The organism is Selenomonas sputigena ATCC 35185, from assembly GCF_000208405.1.
Lineage (GTDB): Bacteria > Bacillota > Negativicutes > Selenomonadales > Selenomonadaceae > Selenomonas > Selenomonas sputigena.
This window is the reverse complement of the sequence record NC_015437.1, coordinates 268,098-290,743: the sequence shown is the minus strand read 5'-3', so window position 1 is coordinate 290,743 and position 22,646 is coordinate 268,098. Positions and strand designations below refer to the sequence as shown.

General features: G+C 60.0%; 25 protein-coding genes. 3 read left to right on the top strand and 22 right to left on the bottom strand.

Annotated features, from left to right (window positions below):
* Positions 1-222 precede the first annotated feature (222 nt).
* Complete coding sequence (locus SELSP_RS01300; RefSeq protein WP_006193821.1) at positions 223-573, top strand: hypothetical protein; 351 nt, start codon at positions 223-225, stop codon at positions 571-573.
* Between the two features lie 49 nt (positions 574-622).
* Here SELSP_RS01300 and SELSP_RS01295 read toward each other — a convergent pair whose 3' ends face one another.
* Positions 623-1,321 carry a hypothetical protein gene (locus SELSP_RS01295; protein ID WP_233275184.1) on the bottom strand — a complete coding sequence of 233 codons (699 nt, stop codon included), beginning with the start codon at positions 1,319-1,321 and terminating at the stop codon, positions 623-625.
* A 238-nt stretch (positions 1,322-1,559) separates the two neighbouring features.
* Between SELSP_RS01295 and SELSP_RS01290 the strand changes: the two genes are divergently transcribed.
* Together SELSP_RS01290 and SELSP_RS01285 are read left to right on the top strand one after the other, a co-directional pair.
* Positions 1,560-2,726, top strand: a complete 1,167-nt coding sequence (locus SELSP_RS01290) for an HD-GYP domain-containing protein (protein ID WP_006193823.1) — start codon at positions 1,560-1,562, stop codon at positions 2,724-2,726.
* A gap of 51 nt (positions 2,727-2,777) precedes the next feature.
* Complete coding sequence (locus tag SELSP_RS01285; protein ID WP_006193824.1) at positions 2,778-3,956, top strand: HD-GYP domain-containing protein; 1,179 nt, start codon at positions 2,778-2,780, stop codon at positions 3,954-3,956.
* A gap of 56 nt (positions 3,957-4,012) precedes the next feature.
* On the opposite strand, the gene SELSP_RS01280 is transcribed toward SELSP_RS01285, so the two are convergent.
* From SELSP_RS01280 to SELSP_RS01180, 21 genes are all read right to left on the bottom strand, one after another.
* A complete protein-coding gene (locus SELSP_RS01280) occupies positions 4,013-4,384 on the bottom strand; it encodes a heavy-metal-associated domain-containing protein (RefSeq protein ID WP_006193825.1) in 372 nt (123 codons plus the stop codon).
* Between the two features lie 185 nt (positions 4,385-4,569).
* Positions 4,570-5,868 (bottom strand): phosphopyruvate hydratase, encoded by a 1,299-nt coding sequence (gene eno, locus SELSP_RS01275; RefSeq protein WP_006193826.1) that lies wholly within the window; start codon positions 5,866-5,868, stop codon positions 4,570-4,572.
* A gap of 200 nt (positions 5,869-6,068) precedes the next feature.
* Positions 6,069-6,722, bottom strand: coding sequence for a cupin domain-containing protein (locus SELSP_RS01270; RefSeq protein WP_013740534.1), 654 nt, complete (start codon positions 6,720-6,722; stop codon positions 6,069-6,071).
* Positions 6,723-6,789: 67 nt separating this feature from the next.
* A complete protein-coding gene (locus SELSP_RS01265; RefSeq protein WP_006193828.1) occupies positions 6,790-7,455 on the bottom strand; it encodes a Gx transporter family protein in 666 nt (221 codons plus the stop codon).
* Positions 7,452-7,871 (bottom strand): NusG domain II-containing protein, encoded by a 420-nt coding sequence (locus SELSP_RS01260; RefSeq protein ID WP_006193829.1) that lies wholly within the window; start codon positions 7,869-7,871, stop codon positions 7,452-7,454. Before SELSP_RS01260 ends, SELSP_RS01265 begins: the two co-directional genes overlap by 4 nt.
* Positions 7,868-8,947 carry an FAD:protein FMN transferase gene (locus SELSP_RS01255; protein ID WP_233275183.1) on the bottom strand — a complete coding sequence of 360 codons (1,080 nt, stop codon included), beginning with the start codon at positions 8,945-8,947 and terminating at the stop codon, positions 7,868-7,870. The genes SELSP_RS01260 and SELSP_RS01255 overlap by 4 nt, the downstream gene beginning before the upstream one ends.
* Before the next feature lie 20 nt (positions 8,948-8,967).
* The gene (locus tag SELSP_RS01250; protein ID WP_006193831.1) at positions 8,968-9,471 is read right to left on the bottom strand and encodes an FMN-binding protein; all 504 of its coding nucleotides are present in this window, start codon (positions 9,469-9,471) and stop codon (positions 8,968-8,970) included.
* On the bottom strand, positions 9,468-10,169 hold the full coding sequence (locus tag SELSP_RS01245; protein WP_006193832.1) for an ABC transporter ATP-binding protein: 702 nt from the start codon (positions 10,167-10,169) through the stop codon (positions 9,468-9,470). The genes SELSP_RS01250 and SELSP_RS01245 overlap by 4 nt, the downstream gene beginning before the upstream one ends.
* A gap of 9 nt (positions 10,170-10,178) precedes the next feature.
* Positions 10,179-11,333, bottom strand: a complete 1,155-nt coding sequence (locus SELSP_RS01240) for an ABC transporter permease (protein WP_006193833.1) — start codon at positions 11,331-11,333, stop codon at positions 10,179-10,181.
* Positions 11,334-11,339: 6 nt separating this feature from the next.
* Complete coding sequence (locus SELSP_RS01235) at positions 11,340-12,611, bottom strand: ABC transporter permease (RefSeq protein WP_006193834.1); 1,272 nt, start codon at positions 12,609-12,611, stop codon at positions 11,340-11,342.
* A 19-nt stretch (positions 12,612-12,630) separates the two neighbouring features.
* Positions 12,631-13,890, bottom strand: a complete 1,260-nt coding sequence (locus tag SELSP_RS01230) for a DUF2318 domain-containing protein (protein ID WP_006193835.1) — start codon at positions 13,888-13,890, stop codon at positions 12,631-12,633.
* 121 nt (positions 13,891-14,011) lie between these two features.
* A complete protein-coding gene (locus SELSP_RS01225; protein ID WP_006193836.1) occupies positions 14,012-14,581 on the bottom strand; it encodes an iron transporter in 570 nt (189 codons plus the stop codon).
* Positions 14,582-14,725: 144 nt separating this feature from the next.
* Positions 14,726-15,907 (bottom strand): FTR1 family iron permease, encoded by a 1,182-nt coding sequence (locus tag SELSP_RS01220; protein WP_013740533.1) that lies wholly within the window; start codon positions 15,905-15,907, stop codon positions 14,726-14,728.
* A gap of 51 nt (positions 15,908-15,958) precedes the next feature.
* A complete protein-coding gene (locus SELSP_RS01215) occupies positions 15,959-16,714 on the bottom strand; it encodes an energy transducer TonB (protein ID WP_006193838.1) in 756 nt (251 codons plus the stop codon).
* A 1-nt stretch (position 16,715) separates the two neighbouring features.
* Positions 16,716-17,129: an ExbD/TolR family protein gene (locus tag SELSP_RS01210; protein WP_013740532.1), complete on the bottom strand. Its 414-nt coding sequence runs from the start codon at positions 17,127-17,129 to the stop codon at positions 16,716-16,718.
* Positions 17,119-17,745: a MotA/TolQ/ExbB proton channel family protein gene (locus tag SELSP_RS01205; RefSeq protein ID WP_006193840.1), complete on the bottom strand. Its 627-nt coding sequence runs from the start codon at positions 17,743-17,745 to the stop codon at positions 17,119-17,121. Before SELSP_RS01205 ends, SELSP_RS01210 begins: the two co-directional genes overlap by 11 nt.
* 300 nt (positions 17,746-18,045) lie before the next feature.
* The gene (locus SELSP_RS01200) at positions 18,046-18,768 is read right to left on the bottom strand and encodes a DUF4198 domain-containing protein (protein ID WP_006193842.1); all 723 of its coding nucleotides are present in this window, start codon (positions 18,766-18,768) and stop codon (positions 18,046-18,048) included.
* A gap of 96 nt (positions 18,769-18,864) precedes the next feature.
* On the bottom strand, positions 18,865-19,965 hold the full coding sequence (locus tag SELSP_RS01195; RefSeq protein ID WP_006193843.1) for a metal ABC transporter permease: 1,101 nt from the start codon (positions 19,963-19,965) through the stop codon (positions 18,865-18,867).
* Entirely contained in the window at positions 19,962-20,831 is an 870-nt protein-coding gene (locus SELSP_RS01190; RefSeq protein ID WP_006193844.1) for a metal ABC transporter permease, read from the bottom strand. Before SELSP_RS01190 ends, SELSP_RS01195 begins: the two co-directional genes overlap by 4 nt.
* 2 nt (positions 20,832-20,833) lie before the next feature.
* Positions 20,834-21,556: a metal ABC transporter ATP-binding protein gene (locus SELSP_RS01185; RefSeq protein ID WP_006193845.1), complete on the bottom strand. Its 723-nt coding sequence runs from the start codon at positions 21,554-21,556 to the stop codon at positions 20,834-20,836.
* Positions 21,557-21,648: 92 nt separating this feature from the next.
* Entirely contained in the window at positions 21,649-22,605 is a 957-nt protein-coding gene (locus SELSP_RS01180) for a metal ABC transporter solute-binding protein, Zn/Mn family (RefSeq protein WP_006193846.1), read from the bottom strand.
* Positions 22,606-22,646: the final 41 nt, after the last annotated feature.

Below are 22,646 nucleotides of genomic sequence, written 5' to 3'. Positions count from 1 at the left end.
AGGCAGAGAGCCTAGGCTCACTGCCTGTTTTCTTTCGCGTTCTTTCCTTTTCCAGTATTCTCAATTTCTGGTATTTTCCCTCAACTTTTTTGCACCCGTGCGGGAATTGTGCTATAATGAGGCTCGTGCGGCAGACCGCACGCCTTCATACATTTCATCATTCTTCAGATACGGCACAGCTTATCGCCATTGTGCCGCACAAAAGCGAAAGGAGTCTTTTCCATGCCAACAGCAGCAAAATCGAGCGGCGCAAGAAAGACCGCCGTCCCAAAGAAAAGCAGCGCCCCCTCGCGCACGCGCAGGGCCTCGAACGTCGCCTACATCTTCTTCAACTGCGACGCCGAAAAATCCCACGGCTCTATGAACATTTTCTACAACCATGAGATCTACCGCGACACGCAGGCCTCACGCAAGGCTCTTTGGCAGAAAGTCAAGGCGGAGCAAGATGCCTCGCGCATCGAAATCGCCGAGGACGATCTGACGAGCGTGCGCACGGCAATTCTTGAGAGCGACCCCGCCGAAGCGAGCCGCTACATCCGCTTCGGCGCGATTGAGACCTTCACCTGCCACTGATTCGTCCGCGATTTTCGTACGGCCGAACGAGAAAAGCCCGAGGGCGTCCCTAGCGGTCGTCCTTGGGCTTTTCTTTTTCAGGAATGTCAAGCTCCTCGGCTTTCGTCTGCGTCGTCGGCACGCCCTCGGGCGTAAGGCTCGGCGCATAGCGCCAGCTTTCCTTGATCCTCTTTTCCAGACGCTCTTCGAGAAGGCGGCGCTCCTTTTCGTCGGCAATTTCCGGCTCGAACTGCCACGCTTGGACACCCGTCACGCGGCCTTCTTGCGAGATGTCCGCGAAGAACTGCACATGCCCGCGGTACGCAGTCTCCTTCTCGGTCAGGCCGCGCTTCGTCTCCTCACGCAGCACGGCAGGCTTGTTCGGCTTGCGCATCGCAGGATAGTCTCGCTTTTTCGGCGGCTTCGCTTTTTGCCTCTCGATCGATCTTTTCTCTGCCTCGCTCGGCGACTTCGCCGCTTCTTGCGAAGGCGGCTTCCAAGGCTCGGGAGCGCTCTCCTCTTCCACCGCCAACGTCTCATTTTCCGCCGGCGGCTTCTCCTCCGTCCGTAACTTCTCCTCTCTAGGAGGTGAAACTTTCGCGGCGGTTTCATCCGCCTCCGGCACATCGAGCCATGTGATTTCCTGCGCCGTGTCCAAAAACGACTCCTCATGCGGCAGAAGAAGCCCCGCGATGCCAAATGCGAACAGATGCAGCAAAACGGCAAGAAGCACGACAGTCCCCCAGCGTTGGCGTACGATCACAATCATCCCTCCCCACACGTTTCGTCCCTTCATTATAACACACGAACACCAATCTCAAGGCAAAACCTATTGCACTTTATCCAGTATTCATGGACGAGATTCTTCCCTTTTGGAGCAAAATATAGTATCATGAAGATGAGTGGATATTTCTTCTTTATATATTTAGGATAAACAACCTAAAATTATTCGTCGGATACAAAACGGTGCTCGAAAACTGCATCCAGTAAAATGATAGGCGGGTAAAATGATTCACATACCTATAAAAAAACTAAAGAACGGCATGATTACGGCGCAGAGCATATACAATCCTCTCGGCGCCAGCTACCTGACGAAGGGCATGGAACTCAGTCCGACATACATCGAGCGTCTGGAAAAGGCGGGATTCGACGGCGTGACCGTCACCTCCATGGATCCCAAGCTCAAGCTCGCGCCGCCCGATGATATCGTGCAGGAAAAGACGCGCATATCCGCCATACAAAACGTGGCGACAGCTTTTCACAGCGTCGAGGAGAACGGCACCTTCGACCCGGCGCCGCTGCAGGGCATTTCGGAAAACATCCTGCAGGACATCATTGCACAGCAGCAGAACCTCGTGCAGCTCACGGACATCCGCCTGCACGACACTTACACCTTCGCCCATTCGGTCAACGTGGCTATCCTCTCGTCTCTCCTCGGCGTGCTTCTGAAGATTTCCAGGGAAGAGCAGCTGAAGCTCACGCTCGGCGGCCTCCTGCATGACATCGGCAAAGTCACCGTACCCTACGAGATCCTCACGAAGGCCGGCCATCTGAGTGACGACGAGTGGAGCGTGATGCAGGGACATCCGGAAGCCGGCAGGCAGCGTCTGAAGAAGATGTTTCCCAACGACACGCTGCTCTCGACCATCGCCCTGCAGCATCATGAGCACATCGACGGCTCGGGCTATCCCAACCATCTGAAAGGCGAGCAGATCCATCGCTACGGGCGCATCGTCGCCATCGCCGACGTCTACGACGCCCTGACGAGCGTGCGCCCGTACAAGAGGGCGTACACGCCGTCCGTCGCGCACCGTCTCATGGCGACATGTTCGCCCGGCCATTTCGATCTTGATCTCCTGAAGCTCTTCTTCGACAACGTCGCGATCTACCCCGTCGGCACGATCCTCAAGACGCAGGAGGGATACGCCATCGTGAAGAAAGTCGAATTCGGCCACACGCTGACGCCCGTCGTCTGCATCTTTGCCAACCGCGAGGGCAAACTTCTCGACGCCCCCCACGACCTCGATCTGAAAGAAGCACCGAAGGGAATGCTTGAAGGCGTGATTTCCGACAGCGAGCTGTACCATTTCATCCACAATATCAACGTCGATCCGGCCATCTTCCTCCAGGAAAACGCAGAGAAAGAAGACGCGTCCCAAGAAAATGCCGAATGAACCACGGCGCATCTCAAGGTGTTCCGCCACTGAAACCGGGGTGTTTTCTCCATGATACGCTTGAAATCGAATCAGCTCAAAACCGGCATGGTGACGGCGCAAAGCATCTTCAACGAGAAGGGCGCTGCCTTTCTCGTGCGTGGCACGCCGCTGACCGATCGCTACATCTATAGGCTTCGTCAGCTCAGCGTGCCCGAACTTCACGTCACCTCGCTTTCTTCTAACTTTCAGCTGCAGCCGCCCCCCGACATCATCAAGGAGCACACGCGCGTGCAGGCCGTCGAAAACGTCGCGGAGACCTTCCGCCAGGCGGAAATGCATGGCCAGTTCAACATGAGCCTCATGGAGCGGTGCGCCGATCTCCTCGTGCGCGACATCATGTCGAAAAAGAAGAATCTCGTGCAAATCACGGACATTCGTCTGCACGACTCCTACACGTTTTCCCATTCGGTCAATGTCGCCGTCCTCGCGACGATGCTCGGCAACCTCTGCGGCTACTCCAAGAGCAAACTGCAGGTCATTACGCTCGGCGGCCTCCTGCACGACATCGGCAAGCTCGCCGTGCCCACGTCCATCCTCAACAAGCCCGGCGCCTTGACGGCGGACGAATTCAAGATCATCCGCCGCCACCCGAGCGAAGGCCGCAGACTCCTCAAGGAATTGAAATCGCCGATCGCCTCGATCCTCGCCATCATTGCAGTCCAGCATCACGAGCACATCGATGGCTCAGGCTATCCCAATCATATACGCGGCAAGTCCATCCACCCGTACTGCCGCATCACCGCCATCGCCGACGTCTACGACGCGCTGACGAGCGTGCGCCCCTACAAAAAGGCATACAAACCGAACGTCGTCTATCAGATGATGATGCACAACTCGCCCGGGCACTTCGATATGGATCGCCTGCGCCTCTTCTTCGACAACGTCGCCATCTATCCCGTCGGCACGGTCATGAAGACGAATCTCGGCTACGCCATCGTCAAGAAAGTCATCTTCGGGCATACGCTTGCCCCCGTCGTCATCGTCTTTGCCGACAAGAACGGCGGACTCCTCAAGAAGCCCTTCGGCGTCAACCTCGCCCACTGCCGCCGCGATGCCATACAGTACGTCATGGACGACGTGGAACTCTTGAACTTCATTCGTCATACAGGCATCGACCCCGCCGTATTCCTCGACGACGATCTTCGCGCGATGAAGGACTATCCGCGCATGGGGAAGCATGAAATCTGAGTTGATAAAGGTATACAAAAAATCCCTGCCAGACGGCAGGGATTTTTTGTATACCTTTATACCTCGCGCAGTTCTGCGCGGGCGAGCTTGTACTCCGTCTTGTCGAGAACTGCATGAAGCTCCTCGTCGGAAATCATGCGCTCCATCTTGAGGACGGCGATGTTTTTTCCGAGGTCGACCTCAGCGGCAGCGCCGTCGATGCCGTTGAGCATACGTTCGACGGCGTTCTTGCAGTTGTCACAGTGCATGCCCTCGATGTGCAGCACCTTCTCGCCGATGACGTCGTGATAGAGCTTCTTCTTCGAGCCGCCCTCGATGCTGCCGCCCCCGCCGCAGCACGCACCGCCGCCGCCGAAATGACGCACCATGCCGCGCACAGCGAAGAAAAGTCCGACAAGGAGCAGCGCTCCCAAAATATACGTTGCCATGATTTCTCCTTCTTTCCTTACCAAAGGGCATTGCCCTTATATATCATGCTACCGCTCTATTTTACCCGCGCTTTATCGGCTTGTCAATAGTGATTCTTAGTGTTGACGATGTGCCTTGGGACGAAAACAGCCTCCCCGTCGGGGAGGCTGTAACTCTTGGAATCACTGAAACTTTCCGTTCAAATTCACGGCAGAGGCACGTTGAAGGCGTTCTTACCTGCGAAGACGGCGTTCTTGCCCAGCTCTTCCTCGATACGCAGGAGCTGATTGTACTTCGCGACGCGCTCGCTGCGGTTCGGTGCACCCGTCTTGATCTGTCCGGCGTTCAGCGCGACGACGAGGTCGGCGATCGTCGTGTCTTCCGTCTCGCCCGAGCGATGCGATACGACGGCCTTGAAGCCCGCGTTGTGCGCCATGGCGACAGCGGCGAGTGTCTCGCTCAGCGTGCCGATCTGGTTGACCTTGATGAGAATGGCGTTCGCGGCCTTCATGTCGATGCCCTTCTTGAGGCGCTTCGTGTTCGTCACGAAGAGGTCATCGCCGACGATCTGCAGGCGGTCGCCGAGTTCCTTCGTGATGAGCTGCCAGCCCTCCCAATCCTCTTCATCGAGCGGATCTTCGAGAGAGACGATCGGGTACTTGTCGACGAGCTTCTTCCAATGCTCGACGAGCTCTGCCGTCGTGAAGACCTGACCGGACTTGGGCTGCTTGTACTCGCCCTTCTTCGCTCCCTTCCACTCGCTGGCGGCCGCGTCCATCGCGAGCACGAAATCCTTGCCGGGCTTGTGGCCTGCCTTCTCAATCGCGCGCATGATGTAGTCGATCGCCTCGTCGTCCGACTTGAGGTTCGGTGCGAAGCCGCCCTCGTCGCCGACGCCCGTCGCATGGCCGTCCGCCTTCAAGAGGCTCTGCAGCGCATGGAAGACTTCCGACGACCACTGGATGCACGTACGGAAATCGGGAGCGCCGACCGGCATGATCATGAATTCCTGCACGTCGATGCTGTTCGCCGCATGGGCGCCGCCGTTCAGGATGTTCATCATCGGCACGGGCAAAAGACCGCCCTGGCTGCCGCCCAAGAAGCGATAGAGCGACGTCTCCTCGCTCGCAGCGGCTGCCTTCGCCGCTGCCATGGAAACGGCGAGGATGGCGTTCGCGCCGAGCTTCGACTTGTCTTCCGTGCCGTCCGCTTCGAGCATCGTGCGGTCGACGAGAGCCGTATCCGCAGCGTCGACGCCGACGACCGCCTTGGCGAGCGTCGTATTGACGTTCTCGACCGCCTTCAGGACGCCCTTGCCGAGGTAGCGAGCCTTGTCGCCGTCACGCAGCTCAAGCGCTTCAAACTGGCCCGTCGATGCGCCCGACGGCGATGCCGCACGACCGAAGCTGCCGTCCTCCAGAACGACGTCGACTTCCACCGTCGGATTGCTGCGCGAGTCAACGATTTCGCGTGCATGGATGCATTTGATCTTGCTGTTCCTCATCGTATCCACTCCTTGTAAATCTAATGAAACACTATACTCTTAGCTTATCACGAAAGCGGCGGATGTCAAGCCTTTTGCTGAAAGCAATTCGCATTTGTCGCCGCTTTCATAAAAAAAAGCGCACGGGCTTCGTCCTGCCCGCACGCTTTTTCCACTTGCCGAAGCCGTACAGGCACAAACATGCCTGTATTCGTATCGGTTTAAGCAAGCTCCAGCATCAGCGCCATCTTGAAATTCTTCACGGCACGCACATAATGTCTGCCGTTCTTCGCGAACTTGAAGTTCTCGCCCGCGTGAACCGTGTATTCCTTGCCCTCGTAGCCGATGACGGCCTCGCCTTCGAGCGCGAAGACGAGAGCCTCGCCCGGCGCCGCGTGCTCGTCAAGCCCCGTGCCCGCGCCGAAGCTCATGAGCACGAACTTGAGGTTCGGGCTCTGCACGAGATCCATGTTGACGATCTTGCCCTCCTGGCACGGCAGAAGCTCCGCCAGTTGAAATACCTTCTTGTCCTCGATTGCCTTGTTCATGGTCTTTCCCTCCTGCAAACTGATCTCAAGATAAACGGCACCGCGCTCCGTCTTTACGCCCACGGGCGTACCGACGGGTACGACGAAGAAATCTCCTGCGGCGAGCGGCGTATTCCCGCTTTCCTCGACCGCTTCCATCGCGCCCGAAGCGACGTACCAGAGGCGGCGGCGCTCGTAGCTCTCCGCGCTGATGTCCGTCGCTTCTGCAAGCGAGAACCAGACGACGTTGTTGCCGCCCGCCGCGCTGATGGCTTCCGACACCGTGCAGCCCGGGACGGGCGCCATTTCCTCCGCAGGGCTGAATACCTTGCCTGCCTGACCTTTCATGGCTGTCATCTCCTCTCTTTCTGTTTCCCAGTTTATCACTAGAGAATGATTTTTTCGGGAACATTTGTTACAGCTTTTGAGAATTTTTCTTGTTTTTGAAATCCAAGAAAGGACGAAACACGATGAAGTCGAGGGGCTGAACATATCCGTGCTTCCCCATGCGCCGCAAGACTTCCTGCGCCAAAAAGCCCGTAGCTGCGCCCGTGACGAGTGCGAGAGCAAAAAGTACGGGCGCATAGTAAAAGACGTCGAGCGTGCCGAGCCAGAAAGCGGCGGCAAGAAGCTGACCCACGTTGTGCGAGAGCGCGCCCACGACGCCGAGCAGCGCGAGCGACACGCGCGGGACTGCCCGCAGCAAGAGGACGCCGACCGAGAGCGCCAAAAGCCCGCCCGCAAGGCTGAACGACAGCGCGGGCAGGCTGCCCGCGAAGACCGATCCGAGCACAATGCGCAGGACAAGCAGCAAGAGCGCTTCCCTCGCGCGAAAGAGACGGAGCGCGGCGACGGTCACGATGTTCGCGAGACCGAGCTTGAAGCCCGGCACCGCCGCGACAAGCGGCAGGCGAAGCTCGATGAAGAAGAGCATCAAAGAGAGTGCGAGGCAGATGGAAAGAAGCGTCAGCCGCGCCGCCCCCTGCTGCGCCAGCCCCGCTTCCTCCGCTCCCTCTGCGCATATACGCGTCCGCGCGGATGCGCCCTGCCGAACGCCGCGCTCTCGCCGTGCGCCCCTCACCTCGCCACCGCGTCCGGCGCATCGGCCTCGACCGCCGCCTCGCCCGCGCTGCCCGCTTTCGCCCAGCGAATCTCCAGGCGATGCGGCAGGCAGATGATCGGTGCGCCGTCCCCCTTCAATTCGCCTGTATTCACGCAGATCTGATCGGGACAGTCGGCGCTCTCGATGCGGATCGTGCCGCCGCCTGTCGCGATGACGTTCTCGTGCTCGCCATAGGGAACGCGGATATGGCGCTCCTCCTGCAGCTCCTCCTGCGTGAAGTGATAGATCACCGCGCCGTCCTGCACGACCTCGACCGCACCCGATTGTGCCGCTTCATCGCCACGCGAAGCGGCTGCGGCGAGCCACGCGCCCGCCGCGCCGAGCAGGAGCGCGGCGAAAAGAGCGTAGAGACGCGCCTTCTTTCCCCCGTTCATCGAATGACCTCCACTTCTCCCGTCAGTCCCTCGCCCGCCGAGAAGCGGTCAAGAAGCCCCGGCGTAATCTGCACATGACCGTCCATGCCGACGAGAACCATCTCAAAATCCTGCCGCCCGCGCCAGAAAGCGGCGGCGCGATCCGCGCCCATGACGAAGAGCGCCGTCGAAAGCGCGTCCGCTCTGCCGCCCGATGACGCGACGACAGTGGCGGATGCAAGGCCGCTCGCCGCAGGTTTTCCCGTCGCCGGATCGAGGATGTGCCAATAGCGGTTTCCCGCCTCATCCGTGAAGAAGCGCTGGTCAATCGCCGAGGTCACGACGGCGGCATCGGCGACCGCCACTGTGCCGAGCAAAGCGCCGCCAAAGGGATTCCGAAGCCCCACGCGCCACGGCGTGCCGTCCTCGCGCGCACCGATCGTCTCGATGTTGCCGCCGAGGTCGAGGAGCGCCGAGCGCACGCCGCGCGACTTGAGCTCCGCCGCGACAAGCTCGCCCGCATAGCCCTTCGCCACCGCGCCGAGCTCGACGCTGCTGCCCTTTTCGAGCCGAGCCATACCCGCCGCCTCGTCGAGCTTGAGCTTGCCCGCGCCCGTCAAGGCACGCGCCGCTTCGATTTCCTCTGCCGTCGGCACGCGATGCACGCCGCCCGTGAAGCCCCAAAGCTGCAAAAGCGGCGCGAGCGTCACGTCGAGCGCTCCTTTCGTCTCCTCGCGCACCTCCTCAGACATCCGCAAAAGCCGCATCGTCTTGGGAGAGAGCGCGATTGCCTCGCCCGCGCCGCTGTTCAAGCGCTCGACATCGCTTCCTTCGCGCGTCACGCTCCAAAGCGCATCGAGCGCTTGAAGCCGCTCCTTCGCCTCCCGCGCCGCCTCGGGTGCGCCTTCGCCGTAGACCTTGACCGTCATCTTCGTGTCCATCGCGAAGAACTCCTCGCTCGCCTCCTCTGGCGCGCGGGAAGCGTCGCCGGAAGACATACGGTTCATCTGCTCGGGCAGGCATCCCGCCAAAAGAGAAGCGGTGAAAAAAACGAGCAAAAGGCACAGGGCAAGATGCCCTGCGCCTTGAGCTGCCAAATTCTGCAAGCGAATCATAGCTACTTCTTCGCTTCATCGAGCGCCTTCGTCGAGGCCTCGATGAACTGCTCGTAAGAAATCGTCGCACCCGAGATGGCATCGACCTTGCCCGGCTGCTGGCGCTCGACGAGCTGTGCGCCGTAGGCCGCATTCGCCTTGACGGCGTTCTGCGCCTTCTTGTAGTTCTGCGCGTCGCTGACCTGGCCGTTCTTCTTGCCGTAGTCCTCACCCTTCATCGTGCCGTCCTTGTCGATACCGAAGTACGTCGCGCTCTCGATCTTGTGATCCTTGATCGTGATGGCGATCTTGCCGTGGCCGTACTCGGAGTTCTCGCTGCTCTCGGCATTGTACGTGCCGTCCTTCGCCTGGGAGAGGTCGATGTCGGCGATCTTCTTGACGGCGACGCCCTGCGCCCCGCCGTCTTTCGGTTCGTTCTTCGCCGCATCGTCGCCGCAGCCCGCGAAGAGCGACGCCGCGAAGGCGACGCCCAAAACCAGCGTCAGAGACTTCCTGCCCAAATTCATTGTTTCGCCCCTTCCTTTAGCTTTGCCGCCGCCTGCTCCTCGGCGCTCTTTTCCACCATGCGCCCGTGCTCGATGATGACGCAGCGCTCCGCTGCCGCGCCGACCTCGGCGGAGTGCGTGACCGTGAGAATCGTATGACCTTCCGCGTGCAGTTCGCGGAAGATCTTCATGACGAGGTTCTGATTGACCTCGTCGAGGTTGCCCGTCGGCTCGTCCGCAAGGATGAGCACGGGATAGTTGATGAGAGCGCGCGCAATGCAGACGCGCTGCTGCTCGCCGCCCGAAAGCTGGCTCGGCAGATGGTCGGCGCGGTCGGCAAGCCCCACGCGATCGAGCGCTTCGAGCGCTTCCTTCTTGTCGGGGATGCTGTGATAGTACTGCGCCGCCATGATGTTTTCGATCGCCGTCAAGTACGGGATCATGTGAAACTGCTGGAAGACGATGCCGATCTTGTCGCGGCGCAGGAGCGTCAGCTCGTGGTCGGAAACTTTCGTGATGTCAATGCCGTCCAGAAGCACCGTGCCGCTCGTCGCGTGATCCATGCAGCCGATGATATTCATGAGCGTCGTCTTGCCCGAGCCGGAAGGCCCCATGACGGCGAGCCAATCGCCCTTTTCCACCTTGAGGTTGACGTTGTCGAGCGCCTTGACCTTGCCGCCGTAGGCCATCGTCACGTCTTTCAATTCCAATAGACTCATAAAACCCTCCTACTCTCCCCGCAAGACGATGGCGGGGTCAACGCTCGTCGCGATGCGCACGGGAATGAGGCTCGCGACGCCCGTCACGATGACGGACAAGACGACGGCGAGCACGGCGATGCCCGGAGCAAAGGCGATGCCGCGCGAAAAGACGTTGATGCTGACGCTCTGTGCGAAGAGGTAGCCGAAGCCGCTGCCTAAAAGACCGCCGACAAGGCCGAGCACGCAGCCCTCGCCGAGAAACTCCATGACGATGTTCGCATTCGAAGCGCCGAGCGCCTTCTTGAGACCGATCTCGCGGCGGCGCTCCGTAACGACCGCCGTCATCGTCGTCGTCACGCAGATGAGCGTCAAAATGAGGACGATGATCGTCACGAGAAGGATCAGAACTTCGAGCTTCTTCAAGACGTTGAACTCCGAATGCGCGATCTGCTGCACCTCCTGCGGCTCGATGCCGATATTCGCGGTGCGAATGGCGTCCTCGACGGACTTCAAGCTGTCGCCGTCGGCGACGACGCTGAGCTGCGCGAGTCCGACGGCGCCGGGCTTCTCGACGATCTTTTGCAGCTCGTCGAGGTTCAGGAAAGCGAACTGCTCCTCCTTGCCGCCCGTCGAGACGATGCCCGAGACGGTGAAAGAGAGCATGGCCTTGCCCTCGCCCGCGCTGACCGATACGGTCTGGCCGATGAGCTTGTCCGTATCACGCGCGATCTTCGAGGCCATCTCAGCGCCCAGAAGGATCTCGCGCTCGCCCGCCTTCGGGTACTCGCCCTTGACCATCCAATAGGGGCTGACCTTCTTGATTTCCTCGAAGTCCGTGCCGCCTGTCAGGACGGGCTGCTTGTTGACCTCAAGGCGCTCGTAGAGAAATGGCGCAAGACCGACGACGTCGCGTCCCGCCAGTGCCTCACGCGCCTTCTGCAAGGCGGCGGAGTCGAAGGTCTTCGCCTCGCCCGCCGGCAAGAGCAGCACGTTCGCGCCGTAGGCGCGGAACTCGCGCCCGAGCTGCGCAGGCACCTCGCGATAGACCGTGATCATGCCCGAGATGATCGCCGCGCCGACCGCGACCGCCAGGAGCGCAACGAACATGCGCGACTTCTGGCGGAAGAGCGCCCGCACGATCATGCGCAGAAACATTTCCAGTATCTTTATTCTTCCTGCCATATCAAATCACCTGCCATGAAGGACGCTTGCGGGCTGCAAGGAGAGAAGCATGCGGATGGCGGGCAGGCTGCCGATGAGGAGCATCAGCGCCATGAGTCCGCCCACGATGGGGATGACGACGAGGTTGTTCGCAATGCTCGATCCGAAGACCGTCTGCCCGATCGCCTGTGCAAGCGCCAGGCCGCCGAAGTAGCCGAAGAAGCCGCCCAAGGCGCCCGCGATGAAGATCTCGGCGAGCACCATGAGGACGACGGAGAGGTCTGTCGCGCCGAGCGCTTTCATGAGGCCGAACTCACGGCTTCGCTCCATGATGTTCGCGCTGACGAGGTTCGACACGCCGAGCGCCGCCGACAGAAGCGAAAGCCCTGTGATGAGCAGCATGAGCATCTGCGTCTTTTCGAGAATCTTGCCCTCGGACTCGGCGATCTGCCGCACGGGCTGCGCCGAAGAGCCGGGAATCGCCTCCTCGATCTGGAAGGCGATGGAGCTGACGTAGGCCGTGCAGTACCAGATCTCGCGCTCCTTCTGCGAAAGGCGCTCGGGGTTCTCCGCCGCCTTTCGTGCAAGGTCGTTTTCGGGCGTCGTGACGGCGGAGACCTCAATCTTATCGATCTTTCCGGGTGCGTCCAGGAGCTCCTGCGCGAGCGCGAGGTTCACGGTCAATGCGTCGTCCTCTGTGCCGCCGCCCGTGACGACACCCGTGATCTTCAGCGTCCTTTCCGCGCCGTCCTTCGTGCGATAGGAAACCGTATCACCAGGCTTCAGCCCCAGAGCGTCCGCGAGCTTCGCGCCCGCCAGCGCCTCGTCGGGGCTTTCCGTCGGCCACGCACCGTCGATCTTCCACCACGACTTCATTTCCTTCTCGCCCGTCTGCATCTTCTCGCCTGTCGGCAGTTCAAGCTCATGGTCGAACCACGTGCCCATGAGCGGCACATTCCTGCCGTCCGCGAGAGCGATTTCGCCCGAAAGTTCGGGCGCGAAGGCGACGATGTTGTTCGTCCAGAAGATTGTCTTGATCTTCGCCGCATCCGCCTCGTTCAAATATTCTTTGCGTCCGCCCTCAAGGCCGTAGACGTCCTGCAGCACGGAAGCCGTCTTCGGCGTGACCGTGATGTTCGCGCCGTAGGCTTTTAGCTCCTGATTGACCTTCTCGCCGATGTCGAACATGACGTTGAGCATGGCGGCGGCCAGCGATACGCCGAGAGCCGCCGTCAGCGCGATGAGGAAGAAGCGCTTCCTCTGGCGAATCAGCGCGCCCTTTACCATCTGCCAAAACATTGTATCCCTCCTTCACGCATCAGCGGAACACGTCGCGTGCCTTGTCCAAGGCGTCCTGCGGCACGCGCAGCTTGCCGTCCGCCACGCTGTACTCGATGGGAATCGGGTTGCAGCCGCCCTTCGTGCCGATCGTCGCCTTGTTCATCATGACGTCGCACAGGCGGCAGATGACCTGCCCGTCTTTTTCGTAGTAGCCCGTCGGACCGCAGATCTCGCAGGCGTCAAGCCCGACGCCGTAGGAATTTCCGCCCTTCAAAATCACGATGTAGCGCACCATCTGGCCGCTCGCCGTCTGATAGACGAAACGATGCAGATGTCCGTCGTTGACCACGGAGAGATCCACGTCGACGAAGCCGTCAACCGCCGTCACAGGGACAGCGGGCACGAGTTCTTCCTTGCGGTTCGCATAGCTCGCGCCGAAGCTCGACAAGAAGACCATGCCCGCGAGAAACAGCACCGTCGCCGTACCCCAGCGCCTCTTGTGCATCGCCTGCATGATCATGCGGCGGTACTCGGCGGGATTCGTGCCGGCAGGACGCGCCGGCTTCTTCTGCGAAAAGAGCGTCAGCGGCACGAAGAGCAGCGCGAAGAAGATGATGAAGATGAGCCACGACGAGTGGTCGATGATCGGCGCCATGATGGAAAGCAGCGCTGCGCTGTCGAGGATGTGCCGCGCCATCAGCACCTGCACGAGGAAGATCCCCTGCTGGATGAACATGGCGCCCGCCTGAATGACGAAGACGAAAAAGAGCCGCCTCGGGTTGAGCGCCGCCGCCGCCTTGTAGGCGACGAAGGAGCTGACGACGCCGAAGAACAGCCCCGCGGCAAAGCCCGCGAGCTTCACGGCGACCGTCTGCGTCATGTAGTCGCCCGCCGCCGAGATGATCGTGCCGACGGGGATGAGCCAAAGCTCCATGCCGTGGTAGAAGAAGAGCAAGACGCCGATGACGCAGGCGGAAACCTGCAGCGGGCGCGAAAGCTCCTCCTTCTGTCCCGCGCCGCGCGCGAGCATGGCGACGAGCACGACCTCGGCGATCATGGCGAAGGCGATCGCGCCAGCTTCGGCGACCTCGCGGCTCACGGCGTTTCGCGTGCCGACGCGAGCTGCCACGATGGCGACGGAAAGCCAGAAGCCCCAATGAATCGCAGTGTTATAATTGCGGCGATACTTTTCGAGCGGCAGCCGCCGCAGGATGGCGAAAAGGATGCCGAGCGGCACAGCAAGCGTCAGCACCTGCTCCATCGCCGGCACAAACTGTTGCAGGAACATCTGCAGCATATTCTGCACCTCACTTTATCAATAGGAATATGAAAGGAAAGCCCACCGCCACCCATTGGATGGTGGTGGGCTTATGCCCTTTAGGAGAGACTTGCTTCACGGACTCGTGAGCAGCAACAGACTACCAACGACGCGGGACGTAGTTGAAGACCCAATCCATCGTCACAGGCTCATCCCAGAAGCGACCCTTGACACCCGTCTCTTCATCGACGTGCAGACCGTAGTTCTGGCGATACGGGCTTTCGATGGAGAAGTGCATGTCGTAGGTGCCCGCGCCGAGCATCTTGACGTTCGCGCCGTAGTGCGGGCCGTCGTCCGCGTTCATCGGCATGAATACGCCCTCAACGCTCTCGCCCGTCTCACGCTTCGTGAACTTGTAGTGAATCGTCAGATACGGAATCCATTCGCCGACACCGAAGCCCGTGTCGTTGCCTTCCGTCGCATGGATGTCCGTCTCAATGTGCATATCCGCCTTGTCCGGCGAAAGCATCATGCCTGCGGGCAGCATCTCGATCGGCTGGAAGTAGACGAGCGCTACCTTGAAGTGGTTCGCCTCGTTCTCGATCTCATCGCCGATCGGGTACTCCGTGAAGCCCGCCGCCGACGCAGAGCCGCCGAACGTGAAGAGCGATGCTGCTACCGCGCAGACCGCCAGAGCCGACTTGAGTTTCTTGAGCTTGAACATTTTCATAAAACACACTCCTCCGAAAAATGATGTAATGAAATTCCTCGCGGACGCCCCTTACATAATACGTCCTGTATAGATGCAGCAATCTGCCGCACCTGCAAACGGAGCACTTCGCTCCGCCTTTGCCAATGATTCTTGAAGCGATGGTCACGCCGTCTTAGGCTTGCGCTTCTTCGCGTAGATGACCATGCCCACGCCGAGAAGCAGCACGAGAAGCTGTGCGCCGAGCGTCTCCGCCGTCGGGAAGATGCCCAGAAGATCGACCGTCGGCCAGCCTTCGAAACGCGTGATGCCGACGACGCCGCCTTCCTGCAGTTCCTCGATGCCGCCGCCGACGAAAGTGACGGCCAACAGGAACATCAGGATGCTCGTAAACAGGAAGAACGGACGCAGAGGAATCTTCAAGATGCCATGCTGCATGCCGTAGAAGATCAAGGCCAGCGTCACGCAGCCCGCGCCGAAGCCCGCCCAGATCATCGTGACGTCGGCGGCCGCGTTGTTGAAGAGCGCCTGATAGAAGAGGATGACCTCCGCGCCCTCGCGGTAGACGGCGAGAAACGCCGCCATGCCCAATGCCCTGGCCGTGCCATGCGTGATGGATTCTTTGACGAGTCCGTCGATGTACTGCTTCCAGTTGTCCTTGTTCGCCTTGCCGCCGAGCCATGCGCTCGTCAAGAGCAGGACGACGACGGCGAAGAGTGCGGTCGCTCCTTCGAGCACCTCACGGCTCATGCCGCCCGTCGTGTTGTTCAGCAGCGTGTTGAACAGATACGCCGAGATGAAACTCGCGACGACCGCCGCAATCGAGAAGTTGTAGACGGTGCCGAGATGCTTCTCATCCTCCGCGCGTTTCAGATAGGCGATGATCGCGACGAGCACGAGGATTGCCTCCAATCCTTCGCGAAGAAGGATCAGATAAGCGGGCAAAAACGCCGCCCAACCCGAACTGCCGTGCGCGTTTTCGAGCGCCTTGACATTCTCATTGACCATCGACTTGAGCTTTTCGGCTTCCTGCTTGACCGTGTCTACGCTCTCGCCGTTTTTCATGCTCTTCTTGACCTTGTAGAACTGGTACTCGGTCAGGCTCGTCTCCTTGGCGGAGACGGAACTGCGCATGACGCTCTCCAAACCCTCTTTTTCATAAATGCCATAGTAGGACGAATTGACAAGGTCGCGTGCGCCCTCATAGTCGCCCGTCTCATAGACAGAAACCGCCTGGTCGACCGTCTGTGCGATGCGGTCGGCGACCTCCTGCCACTTCGGCGCCGCATCTGCGCGCGGCACGGCAAAGAGCACGAGCACCATGCAAAGGAATAAGATCTTTTTCAAAACTCTCACCTTCCTTTTGGAAGTTCCGATATGATTTCCCTGCGTCGCCCTTTACGTCGGCGGCGCTTGTCCCCTCGCATGAAGCTCGCGGAGGAACATCTCCTTGTTCACGCGGATGCGCTTGTTCTCATCGTCCTCGTAGGCATGACTGCCCGAGCCGTCGAACGGGAAGCGCAGGAGGCGCATCGTCTTCATCGGCTGTCCGTTCGTATCGAGCGCCGGCTCGAATTTGAAGTTGCGGACGGCGTTCAGGACGATCTGATCGACGACGCGGCGTCCCGAGGTCTGCGTGAAGCGATAGCCCGTGATATGCCCCTGCGCGTCGATGCTCACGAGGATGCCCACCGTGCCGCGAAAGTCCGTGCCGCGCGTATCGGGCGTATTGCCCGCCGTAATGAGCACGCCGACCGCTTGCGAGGGCGGCGCGGGCGGCAGAGCCTTGCCGTCCTCGCCGCTCTTCTTCGCCTCTTCCTCCTGCTTCTGCAGCTCCGCCACCGCCTCGTCCAACTCGGCGGCTTCCGTCGGCGACGTCTCCGTCGGAATGACATCCTCGGGCGGCGTCTCCACAGGCGGCGTCTCAGGCTTCGGCGGTTCGGGCGGTTCCGGCTTCGGCGGATCAGGCTTCTTCTCTTCCATCTCGCCCGAAGAGCCTTCCTCGGGAAGGTCTACGACCTCCATCTCCTGCACCGCCAAGGGATCGCCCTCGAAGTCGAGCAGGGGCAGTGCGAGAGCCAGTCCCAGCCAGACGAAGAAGTGCAGGAAGATTGCCGCGACGACCGTCGTGCGCCAGTAGCTCTTGAACCGCATCTCACTGCCTCCCCGCCGTCTCCGTCGCGATGGAGACGTGCTTCGCGCCCGAGCGCTTGAGGAGATCCAAGACGCGCACGACGGCTTCGTAGTCGGTCTTCTTGTCGCCGCGCAGCACGAATACCGTATCGGGATCGCTTGCCAAGGAAGCCTTCATCTTGTCCGCAAGGTTTTCATTCGGCAGCTCGTCCTTGTCGTAGAGCACATCGCCCTTCTCCGTCACCGTGATCGGCACGATGTTCGGGCGCGTCTCCATCTTGCCCGCAGCCGCCTGCGGCAGAGCGACCTGCACCGTGTTCGTCTGCACCATGTAGATCGTGCTGATCATGAAGAACACGAGCAAAAAGAGCATGATGTCGATCATCGGGATGATCATGACGAGCGGTTCTTTCGTAATACGAAAATCACGCCGCATGGCCATCCTCCCCCGTATTCTTCAGCGCGTTCCGCACAGCGGCGGCCGCCTTGTCGAGCGTGGCGAGCATCTCATCGAGCTTCTGCACGAAGTACGTATGCACGATGAGCGAAAAAATTGCCACGCAAAGCCCCGTCGCCGTCGCGATCAGCGCCTCGCCGATGCCGCCCGTGATGGCAAGCGGCTCGCCTGCGCGCACGCTGAAGATGCTGAACGACTCGATCATTCCCGAAATCGTACCGAGAAGCCCCAAGAGCGGCGCCATCGTCACGATCATCGACAAGTAGTTGAGCCTTTCCCTCAGACGCATCGCCATATCGGCGTACGCCGTGTCGAGCGCGAGCGTCAAGTCATCGCCCGCCGCCGCCGCACGCACGCCGATTTCGGCGATGTACGCGGGCGCCGTGTTCTCCGTCTGGCAAAGCTCCGCAGCCTGCTTCAAATCGTGCTCCTTCAGGAAAGTCGGCAGCTTCGCGACGAAATCGCTCGCCCCCCTGCCCGCCTGACGGTAGAAGCGAAAACGCTCGATGGCGATGACCGCGACGGCGATCGAGCAAGCGAGAAGGACGTACATGACAGGCCCGCCCTTTTGAAACAATTCCCACGTATTTTCCACGAGAACATCTCCTTCAATGATTTTCTATCTGAATACCGCTGATAGCGGTTATTCCTATCATGTTTGTGAGTATAGCACATACATCGTTAAAATTCAATCTGAAAATGAAATTTGTTCATTTTTGAAGAAAGATTCACTTTTTATTCGACCTTATATGCAGCAGGTGCATGCTATCCGTAAGGAATGCAGCGTCGACATCTGAAAACGCCGCAACAGCAAAAACACCGCAAGCATGATGCCTGCGGTGTTTTTGCTGCGCCTAAGCGCACACTTTCATATTTCTACGAAGCGAAGCCGCTCTTACTCGGCCGGAATGATGAACGAAAGCGAGCTGAAGATCTTCTCCGTCACGATCGGATCGTCCGTCGGGAAGCCGACTTCGACGCCGATGACGTTGAGGCCGTTGTTCGCCACATGCACGGTAATGTAGCCGTTCGCATCCGCGTTCGCTTCCGTCGTGAGATCGCCGAGCACGTCAGCGATGACGGGCGCATTCGCATACGGCTGACCGTCCTTGTAGATGCGCAGGCGCAGCGCGTCGCCACGGCGAAGCGTCAGAGGATTGACTGCGGGAACGATCTGGATCGGCACATTGTAGAGCCCGCCCGGCTTCACAGCCGCGTTCCAGTAATGCACATTGTACTTGCGCGCGTACGTCACTGCCTTGAGATTTTCAACGCTCGCGTAATCGCGCGTCGGAATGACCTGTCCGTCCGTCGTCTTGGCGAAGTAGCCATAGTCGAAGAACGTCGCCGTCACGCCGAGGTCGTCGCCCGGCACGATCGTCACATGGTTGCCCGCGTCGACGCGCTCGACCGTCGTCGGCTCGAAGTTCACATCATAGGCGTCGATGCGCTGCACGCATGCGGGATCGTAAGCGTTGTCCAACGGACCTTCACCGAGCACGAGCGCCTTCTGATCGAGACGGTTCGCATAGAACACGCCGTGCGCGTCCGTCGGTGCCGCATACATGCCAAGACCTACAAATGCGCCAAGCGCCGCTGCCAAAAGCTTCTTCTTCATTCTTCATCCTCCCATCGAGAACAATTCACTCTGCGGAACACATTTGTTCCATACCTTTACATTATAGTACAAATGAAATGAATTTGCAACTCCCCCTCAGATCACATATTCTTCGCAAAGCGCACGATAGCGCTCCACCCCCTTATCCGTCAGCAGGTAGTAACCGCCCGAGCGGCGCACGATGCCGGCTTCCTTCAGTCTCTCGCTGACACGCCGCATCTCCCTTTCACTCCAGCGCAGGTGCTCGGCGATGTCGCGCACAGCGTTTTCCTCGCTGTAAAGGTTCTCAGCGGTATGCGTGCCGAGGTGGATGATCAAAAGCTCCTCCTTGAGCCGCGCCTTGCGCCGCATGCGCTTCAAGCGCCGCGTGATGACGCCCTTCGGATAGACGAAGACGGCGACGACGTAGCCGAGCATGTTGACGAGAGCGCACATACCCGCCATCGAAGCGTTGAAGTGAAGTGCAAGGCCGTAGCCGATGGCACTGCCTAGGACGCCGAAGGACACGGCGAGAAAGAGTGCGTGATGCAGGCGCTTCGTGAAGAGAAGAGCCGCCGCCGCGGGCGCGATGAAGAACGAGATGACGAGGATCGAGCCGACGGCGTCGAATGCCGCGACCGTCGTCAGGGAGATCAGCGTCATGAGCGCGTAGAAGATCGCGCCCGTCGCCATGCCGATGAGACGCGCGTTCTCCTCATCGAAGGTCGAGAGCTTGAGTTCCTTGTAAAAGAGCGTGATGAACGCCGCATTGACGAGGAAGATCGCGCCCATCTTGACGGCGGAGGACGCGACCTCGTGCCCGAAAAGCGTCACCGTATCGAGTCCCGCATAGACGACCTCGCCCATCAGCACCATGTCGGTGTCGAGATGCACGTTGCCCGCATACTTGCTGATGAGGATGACGGCGAGGGAGAAGAGCACGGGAAAGACGATGCCGATCGCGTCGTCGCTCTTCGTCGTCTTCGTCTTTCCCAGAAGCTCGACGAGCAGCACGGTCACGACGCCCATGAGCGCCGCGCCGAAGAGCAGCCACGGCGACGAGAGGTCGCGCACGAGGAAGAACGCGAGGACGATGCCGAGGAGCACTGTGTGACTGATCGCATCCGCCATCATCGAGAGATTGCGCAGGAGCAGGAACACGCCGGGCAGGGCGCACGCCGCCGCCGTCAGGGCGAGCACGACGAAAGAATCGGTCATGCCTCTTCCCTCCTTCCGCGCTTTCTGAACGCACCCCGCTTGCCGAAGAACATGGACAAAAAGGCGATGGCAGAGGCCGCGAGGATGATGCTCGGCCCCGTCGACATTCCCTGCTCCAGCGTGCTCACATAGGTGCCTGCGAGAGCTGCGACGACGCCGAAGACGGCGCTCAGGAAAAGAACGTGTGCAAAATCATCCGACCACTGGCTCGCCGCGACGCACGGGATGATGAGGAACGAGCTGATGAGAATCGCGCCGACCGCCTTGATGCCGATACCGATGACGGCGATCGTCAAAAAGGGCAGCAGGACTTGCAGCAGGCGCACGGGAAGCCCCACGGCACGCGCATACTCGGCATCGAAGACGAAGACCTTCAGCTCCTTGTAGAAGGCGAAGAGCAGCGCCGCGCAGAGCGCAGCGACGAAGGCGATGAGCTTCACATCGGCTTCGAGCATGTACGCCGCCTGCCCGAAAATGTACGTCTCAAGCCCCGCCTGTGACGCGCCGCGATAAGCTTCGTTCCCCTGAATGAAGCTCTTCAAGACCATGCCGAGGCCGAAGAAGCCCGAGAGGAATACGGCGAGGTTCGCGTTGAGTCCGACGCGCGTGTTCTCGTGCGCCGCCTGAATGGCGAAAAAGGTGACGGCGGCCGCCGCCATTGCGCCGACGAGCAGCACGGCGGGACTCCGCGTCGAAAACGCCATGAAGGCGAGGACGACGCCCGGAAATGTCGCATGTCCGATAGCGTCGCCGATGAGGCTCTGACCCTTGTAGACGCTCAGAGCGCCGACGGGCGCCGCGACCGCAGCGAGAAGCGCCGTGCCGAGGGCGATGATCTGGAAGGCGTAGTTCATCAGAATGTCCATCGTCAACGCTCCTTCGGACGGAAGGCGAGCGCGAGCGCCGCTTCCTTGTCCATATCCTTCAAGTAGCCGCTCGCCTTGATCGTGCGGTTCAGAACGACAAGGTAGTCGAAATACATGTCGAGCGTCGAAAGATCGTGATGCACGGCGATCACCGTCTTCCTTGCCTTCTGCAGCGCGACGAACTTGTCCATGACGATGCGCTCCGTCGTCTCGTCCACGCCCGCGAGCGGCTCGTCCATGATGTAGAGGTCGCTTTCCTGCGCGAGTGCGCGCGCGATGAAGACGCGCTGCTTCTGTCCGCCCGAAAGCTCCGAAATCTGGCGCTCGGCGAGCTTTTCGAGCTGCATCTCGGCGAGAGCCGCCCTCGCCCTCTCGCGATCCTCCCTGCCTGGGCGGCGCATGAGCCCGATATGCACATAGCGTCCCATGAGCACGACGTCGAACACTGTCGTCGGGAAATCCCAGTTGACCGCGCCGCGCTGCGGCACATAGGCGATGCGCTCGCGCACCTCGTCGATCGTCTTGCCCCAAAGGCGCACATAGCCCGCGACGGGCTTTTCAAGGCCGAGGACTCCCTTCAGGAGCGTCGATTTTCCTGCGCCGTTCGGCCCGACGATCGCACATCGTACACCCGTCGGCACATCGAGATCGATGTCCCAGAGCACCGCGCTCTCGCGGTACGCCATCGTCACATCCTCCACATGAAGCAGCATCTTTTCTCCCATATTCCGCCTTCTTTCCCTAGAATCAGCCAACTCGACCGCATCGAACGGAAAAAGCAAAAAAGGGCGGTCGCCCGCCCTTCTTCCCTTTTTCCTTACTTCAGATGACTGACAATCAGATCGACGTCAAACCGATACATGTCGATGAACGTATCTCCCTTCTGCCCTGCGGGTGCGAGCGAATCGGAAAACAGTTCATTCCCCTCGCCGCCGACGATCTCGACATCGAAGCCCTTCGACCGCACGATTTCCTGCAGCTTCTTCATGCGCTCGGGATTCGTCGTGCTCTCGGCGAAGACCGCCTTGACCTTGTGTTCGACGATGAAGTCTGCGGTCTTTTCAATGTCGGCATTCGCCACCTCGGAATTCGTGCTCACGCCCTGCGGCGCGACGACCGTCATGCCGTAGCTTTTGGAGAAATAGTTGAAAGCGTCGTGCGGCGTGACGAGGTTGCGCTTGCCCGCTGGGATGGACGCAATCTTCTCCTTGACCTCGGCGTCGAGCGCATCGAGCTTGGCGAGGTATGCAGCCGAGTTCGCCCGAATCTCCTTCTCATGCTCGGGCACGAGCTTGGAGAGACTGTCTGCCGCCTTCTCCGTCGCCTTCTTGTAGAGCGCAATGCTGAACCAGAAGTGCGGATCGACGACGCTCTCGCCGTCCTCTTCCATGCGCAGTACAGCATCCGCAGGGAAGTCCGCCGTCACCGCCGTACCGCGCTTTTCAAGAATTTCGACCATCTTGCCCTCGAAATGCAGCCCGTGGTAAAGCACGAGGTCGGCGTCCTTGAGCTTTTTGAGATCCGCTGGCTGAGCGACGTAAAGATGCGGGTCTTCTCCCGCCGGAATGACGAGGTCGATATCGACGTAGTCGCCCGCCAGCTCCTTCGTCATGTCGGCGAGAAATGACGTCGTCACCGTGACCTTCTTCTTGCCCGAGGGCGCATCCCCCGCCGCACCGCCGCAGCCCGCTGTCAGAAGCGCCGCCGCGAGGCACAAAGCCAGCAGAAACAGCCCCTTGCCGTTCCCACGAAGCATCCTCTTCAAAAAATTCATACTGCACCTTCTTTCGAGATTTTCTTAGCATGTAGTATAGC

Bases quoted from the DNA above. Each gene is read 5' to 3' on its own strand.
- SELSP_RS01300 (WP_006193821.1), top strand. From the start codon at position 223: ATGCCAACAGCAGCAAAATCGAGCGGCGCAAGAAAGACCGCCGTCCCA.
- SELSP_RS01245 (WP_006193832.1), bottom strand. From the start codon at position 10,169: ATGAGTCTATTGGAATTGAAAGACGTGACGATGGCCTACGGCGGCAAG.
- SELSP_RS01260 (WP_006193829.1), bottom strand. From the start codon at position 7,871: ATGAACGGGGGAAAGAAGGCGCGTCTCTACGCTCTTTTCGCCGCGCTC.
- SELSP_RS01230 (WP_006193835.1), bottom strand. From the start codon at position 13,890: ATGCTGCAGATGTTCCTGCAACAGTTTGTGCCGGCGATGGAGCAGGTG.
- SELSP_RS01285 (WP_006193824.1), top strand. From the start codon at position 2,778: ATGATACGCTTGAAATCGAATCAGCTCAAAACCGGCATGGTGACGGCG.
- SELSP_RS01190 (WP_006193844.1), bottom strand. From the start codon at position 20,831: ATGGACATTCTGATGAACTACGCCTTCCAGATCATCGCCCTCGGCACG.
- SELSP_RS01240 (WP_006193833.1), bottom strand. From the start codon at position 11,333: ATGGCAGGAAGAATAAAGATACTGGAAATGTTTCTGCGCATGATCGTG.
- SELSP_RS01210 (WP_013740532.1), bottom strand. From the start codon at position 17,129: ATGCGGCGTGATTTTCGTATTACGAAAGAACCGCTCGTCATGATCATC.
- eno (WP_006193826.1), bottom strand. From the start codon at position 5,868: ATGAGGAACAGCAAGATCAAATGCATCCATGCACGCGAAATCGTTGAC.
- SELSP_RS01185 (WP_006193845.1), bottom strand. From the start codon at position 21,556: ATGGGAGAAAAGATGCTGCTTCATGTGGAGGATGTGACGATGGCGTAC.
- SELSP_RS01270 (WP_013740534.1), bottom strand. From the start codon at position 6,722: ATGAAAGGTCAGGCAGGCAAGGTATTCAGCCCTGCGGAGGAAATGGCG.
- SELSP_RS01195 (WP_006193843.1), bottom strand. From the start codon at position 19,965: ATGACCGATTCTTTCGTCGTGCTCGCCCTGACGGCGGCGGCGTGCGCC.
- SELSP_RS01215 (WP_006193838.1), bottom strand. From the start codon at position 16,714: ATGCGGTTCAAGAGCTACTGGCGCACGACGGTCGTCGCGGCAATCTTC.
- SELSP_RS01250 (WP_006193831.1), bottom strand. From the start codon at position 9,471: ATGAATTTGGGCAGGAAGTCTCTGACGCTGGTTTTGGGCGTCGCCTTC.
- SELSP_RS01295 (WP_233275184.1), bottom strand. From the start codon at position 1,321: ATGATTGTGATCGTACGCCAACGCTGGGGGACTGTCGTGCTTCTTGCC.
- SELSP_RS01280 (WP_006193825.1), bottom strand. From the start codon at position 4,384: ATGGCAACGTATATTTTGGGAGCGCTGCTCCTTGTCGGACTTTTCTTC.
- SELSP_RS01225 (WP_006193836.1), bottom strand. From the start codon at position 14,581: ATGAAAATGTTCAAGCTCAAGAAACTCAAGTCGGCTCTGGCGGTCTGC.
- SELSP_RS01290 (WP_006193823.1), top strand. From the start codon at position 1,560: ATGATTCACATACCTATAAAAAAACTAAAGAACGGCATGATTACGGCG.
- SELSP_RS01235 (WP_006193834.1), bottom strand. From the start codon at position 12,611: ATGTTTTGGCAGATGGTAAAGGGCGCGCTGATTCGCCAGAGGAAGCGC.
- SELSP_RS01180 (WP_006193846.1), bottom strand. From the start codon at position 22,605: ATGAATTTTTTGAAGAGGATGCTTCGTGGGAACGGCAAGGGGCTGTTT.
- SELSP_RS01200 (WP_006193842.1), bottom strand. From the start codon at position 18,768: ATGAAGAAGAAGCTTTTGGCAGCGGCGCTTGGCGCATTTGTAGGTCTT.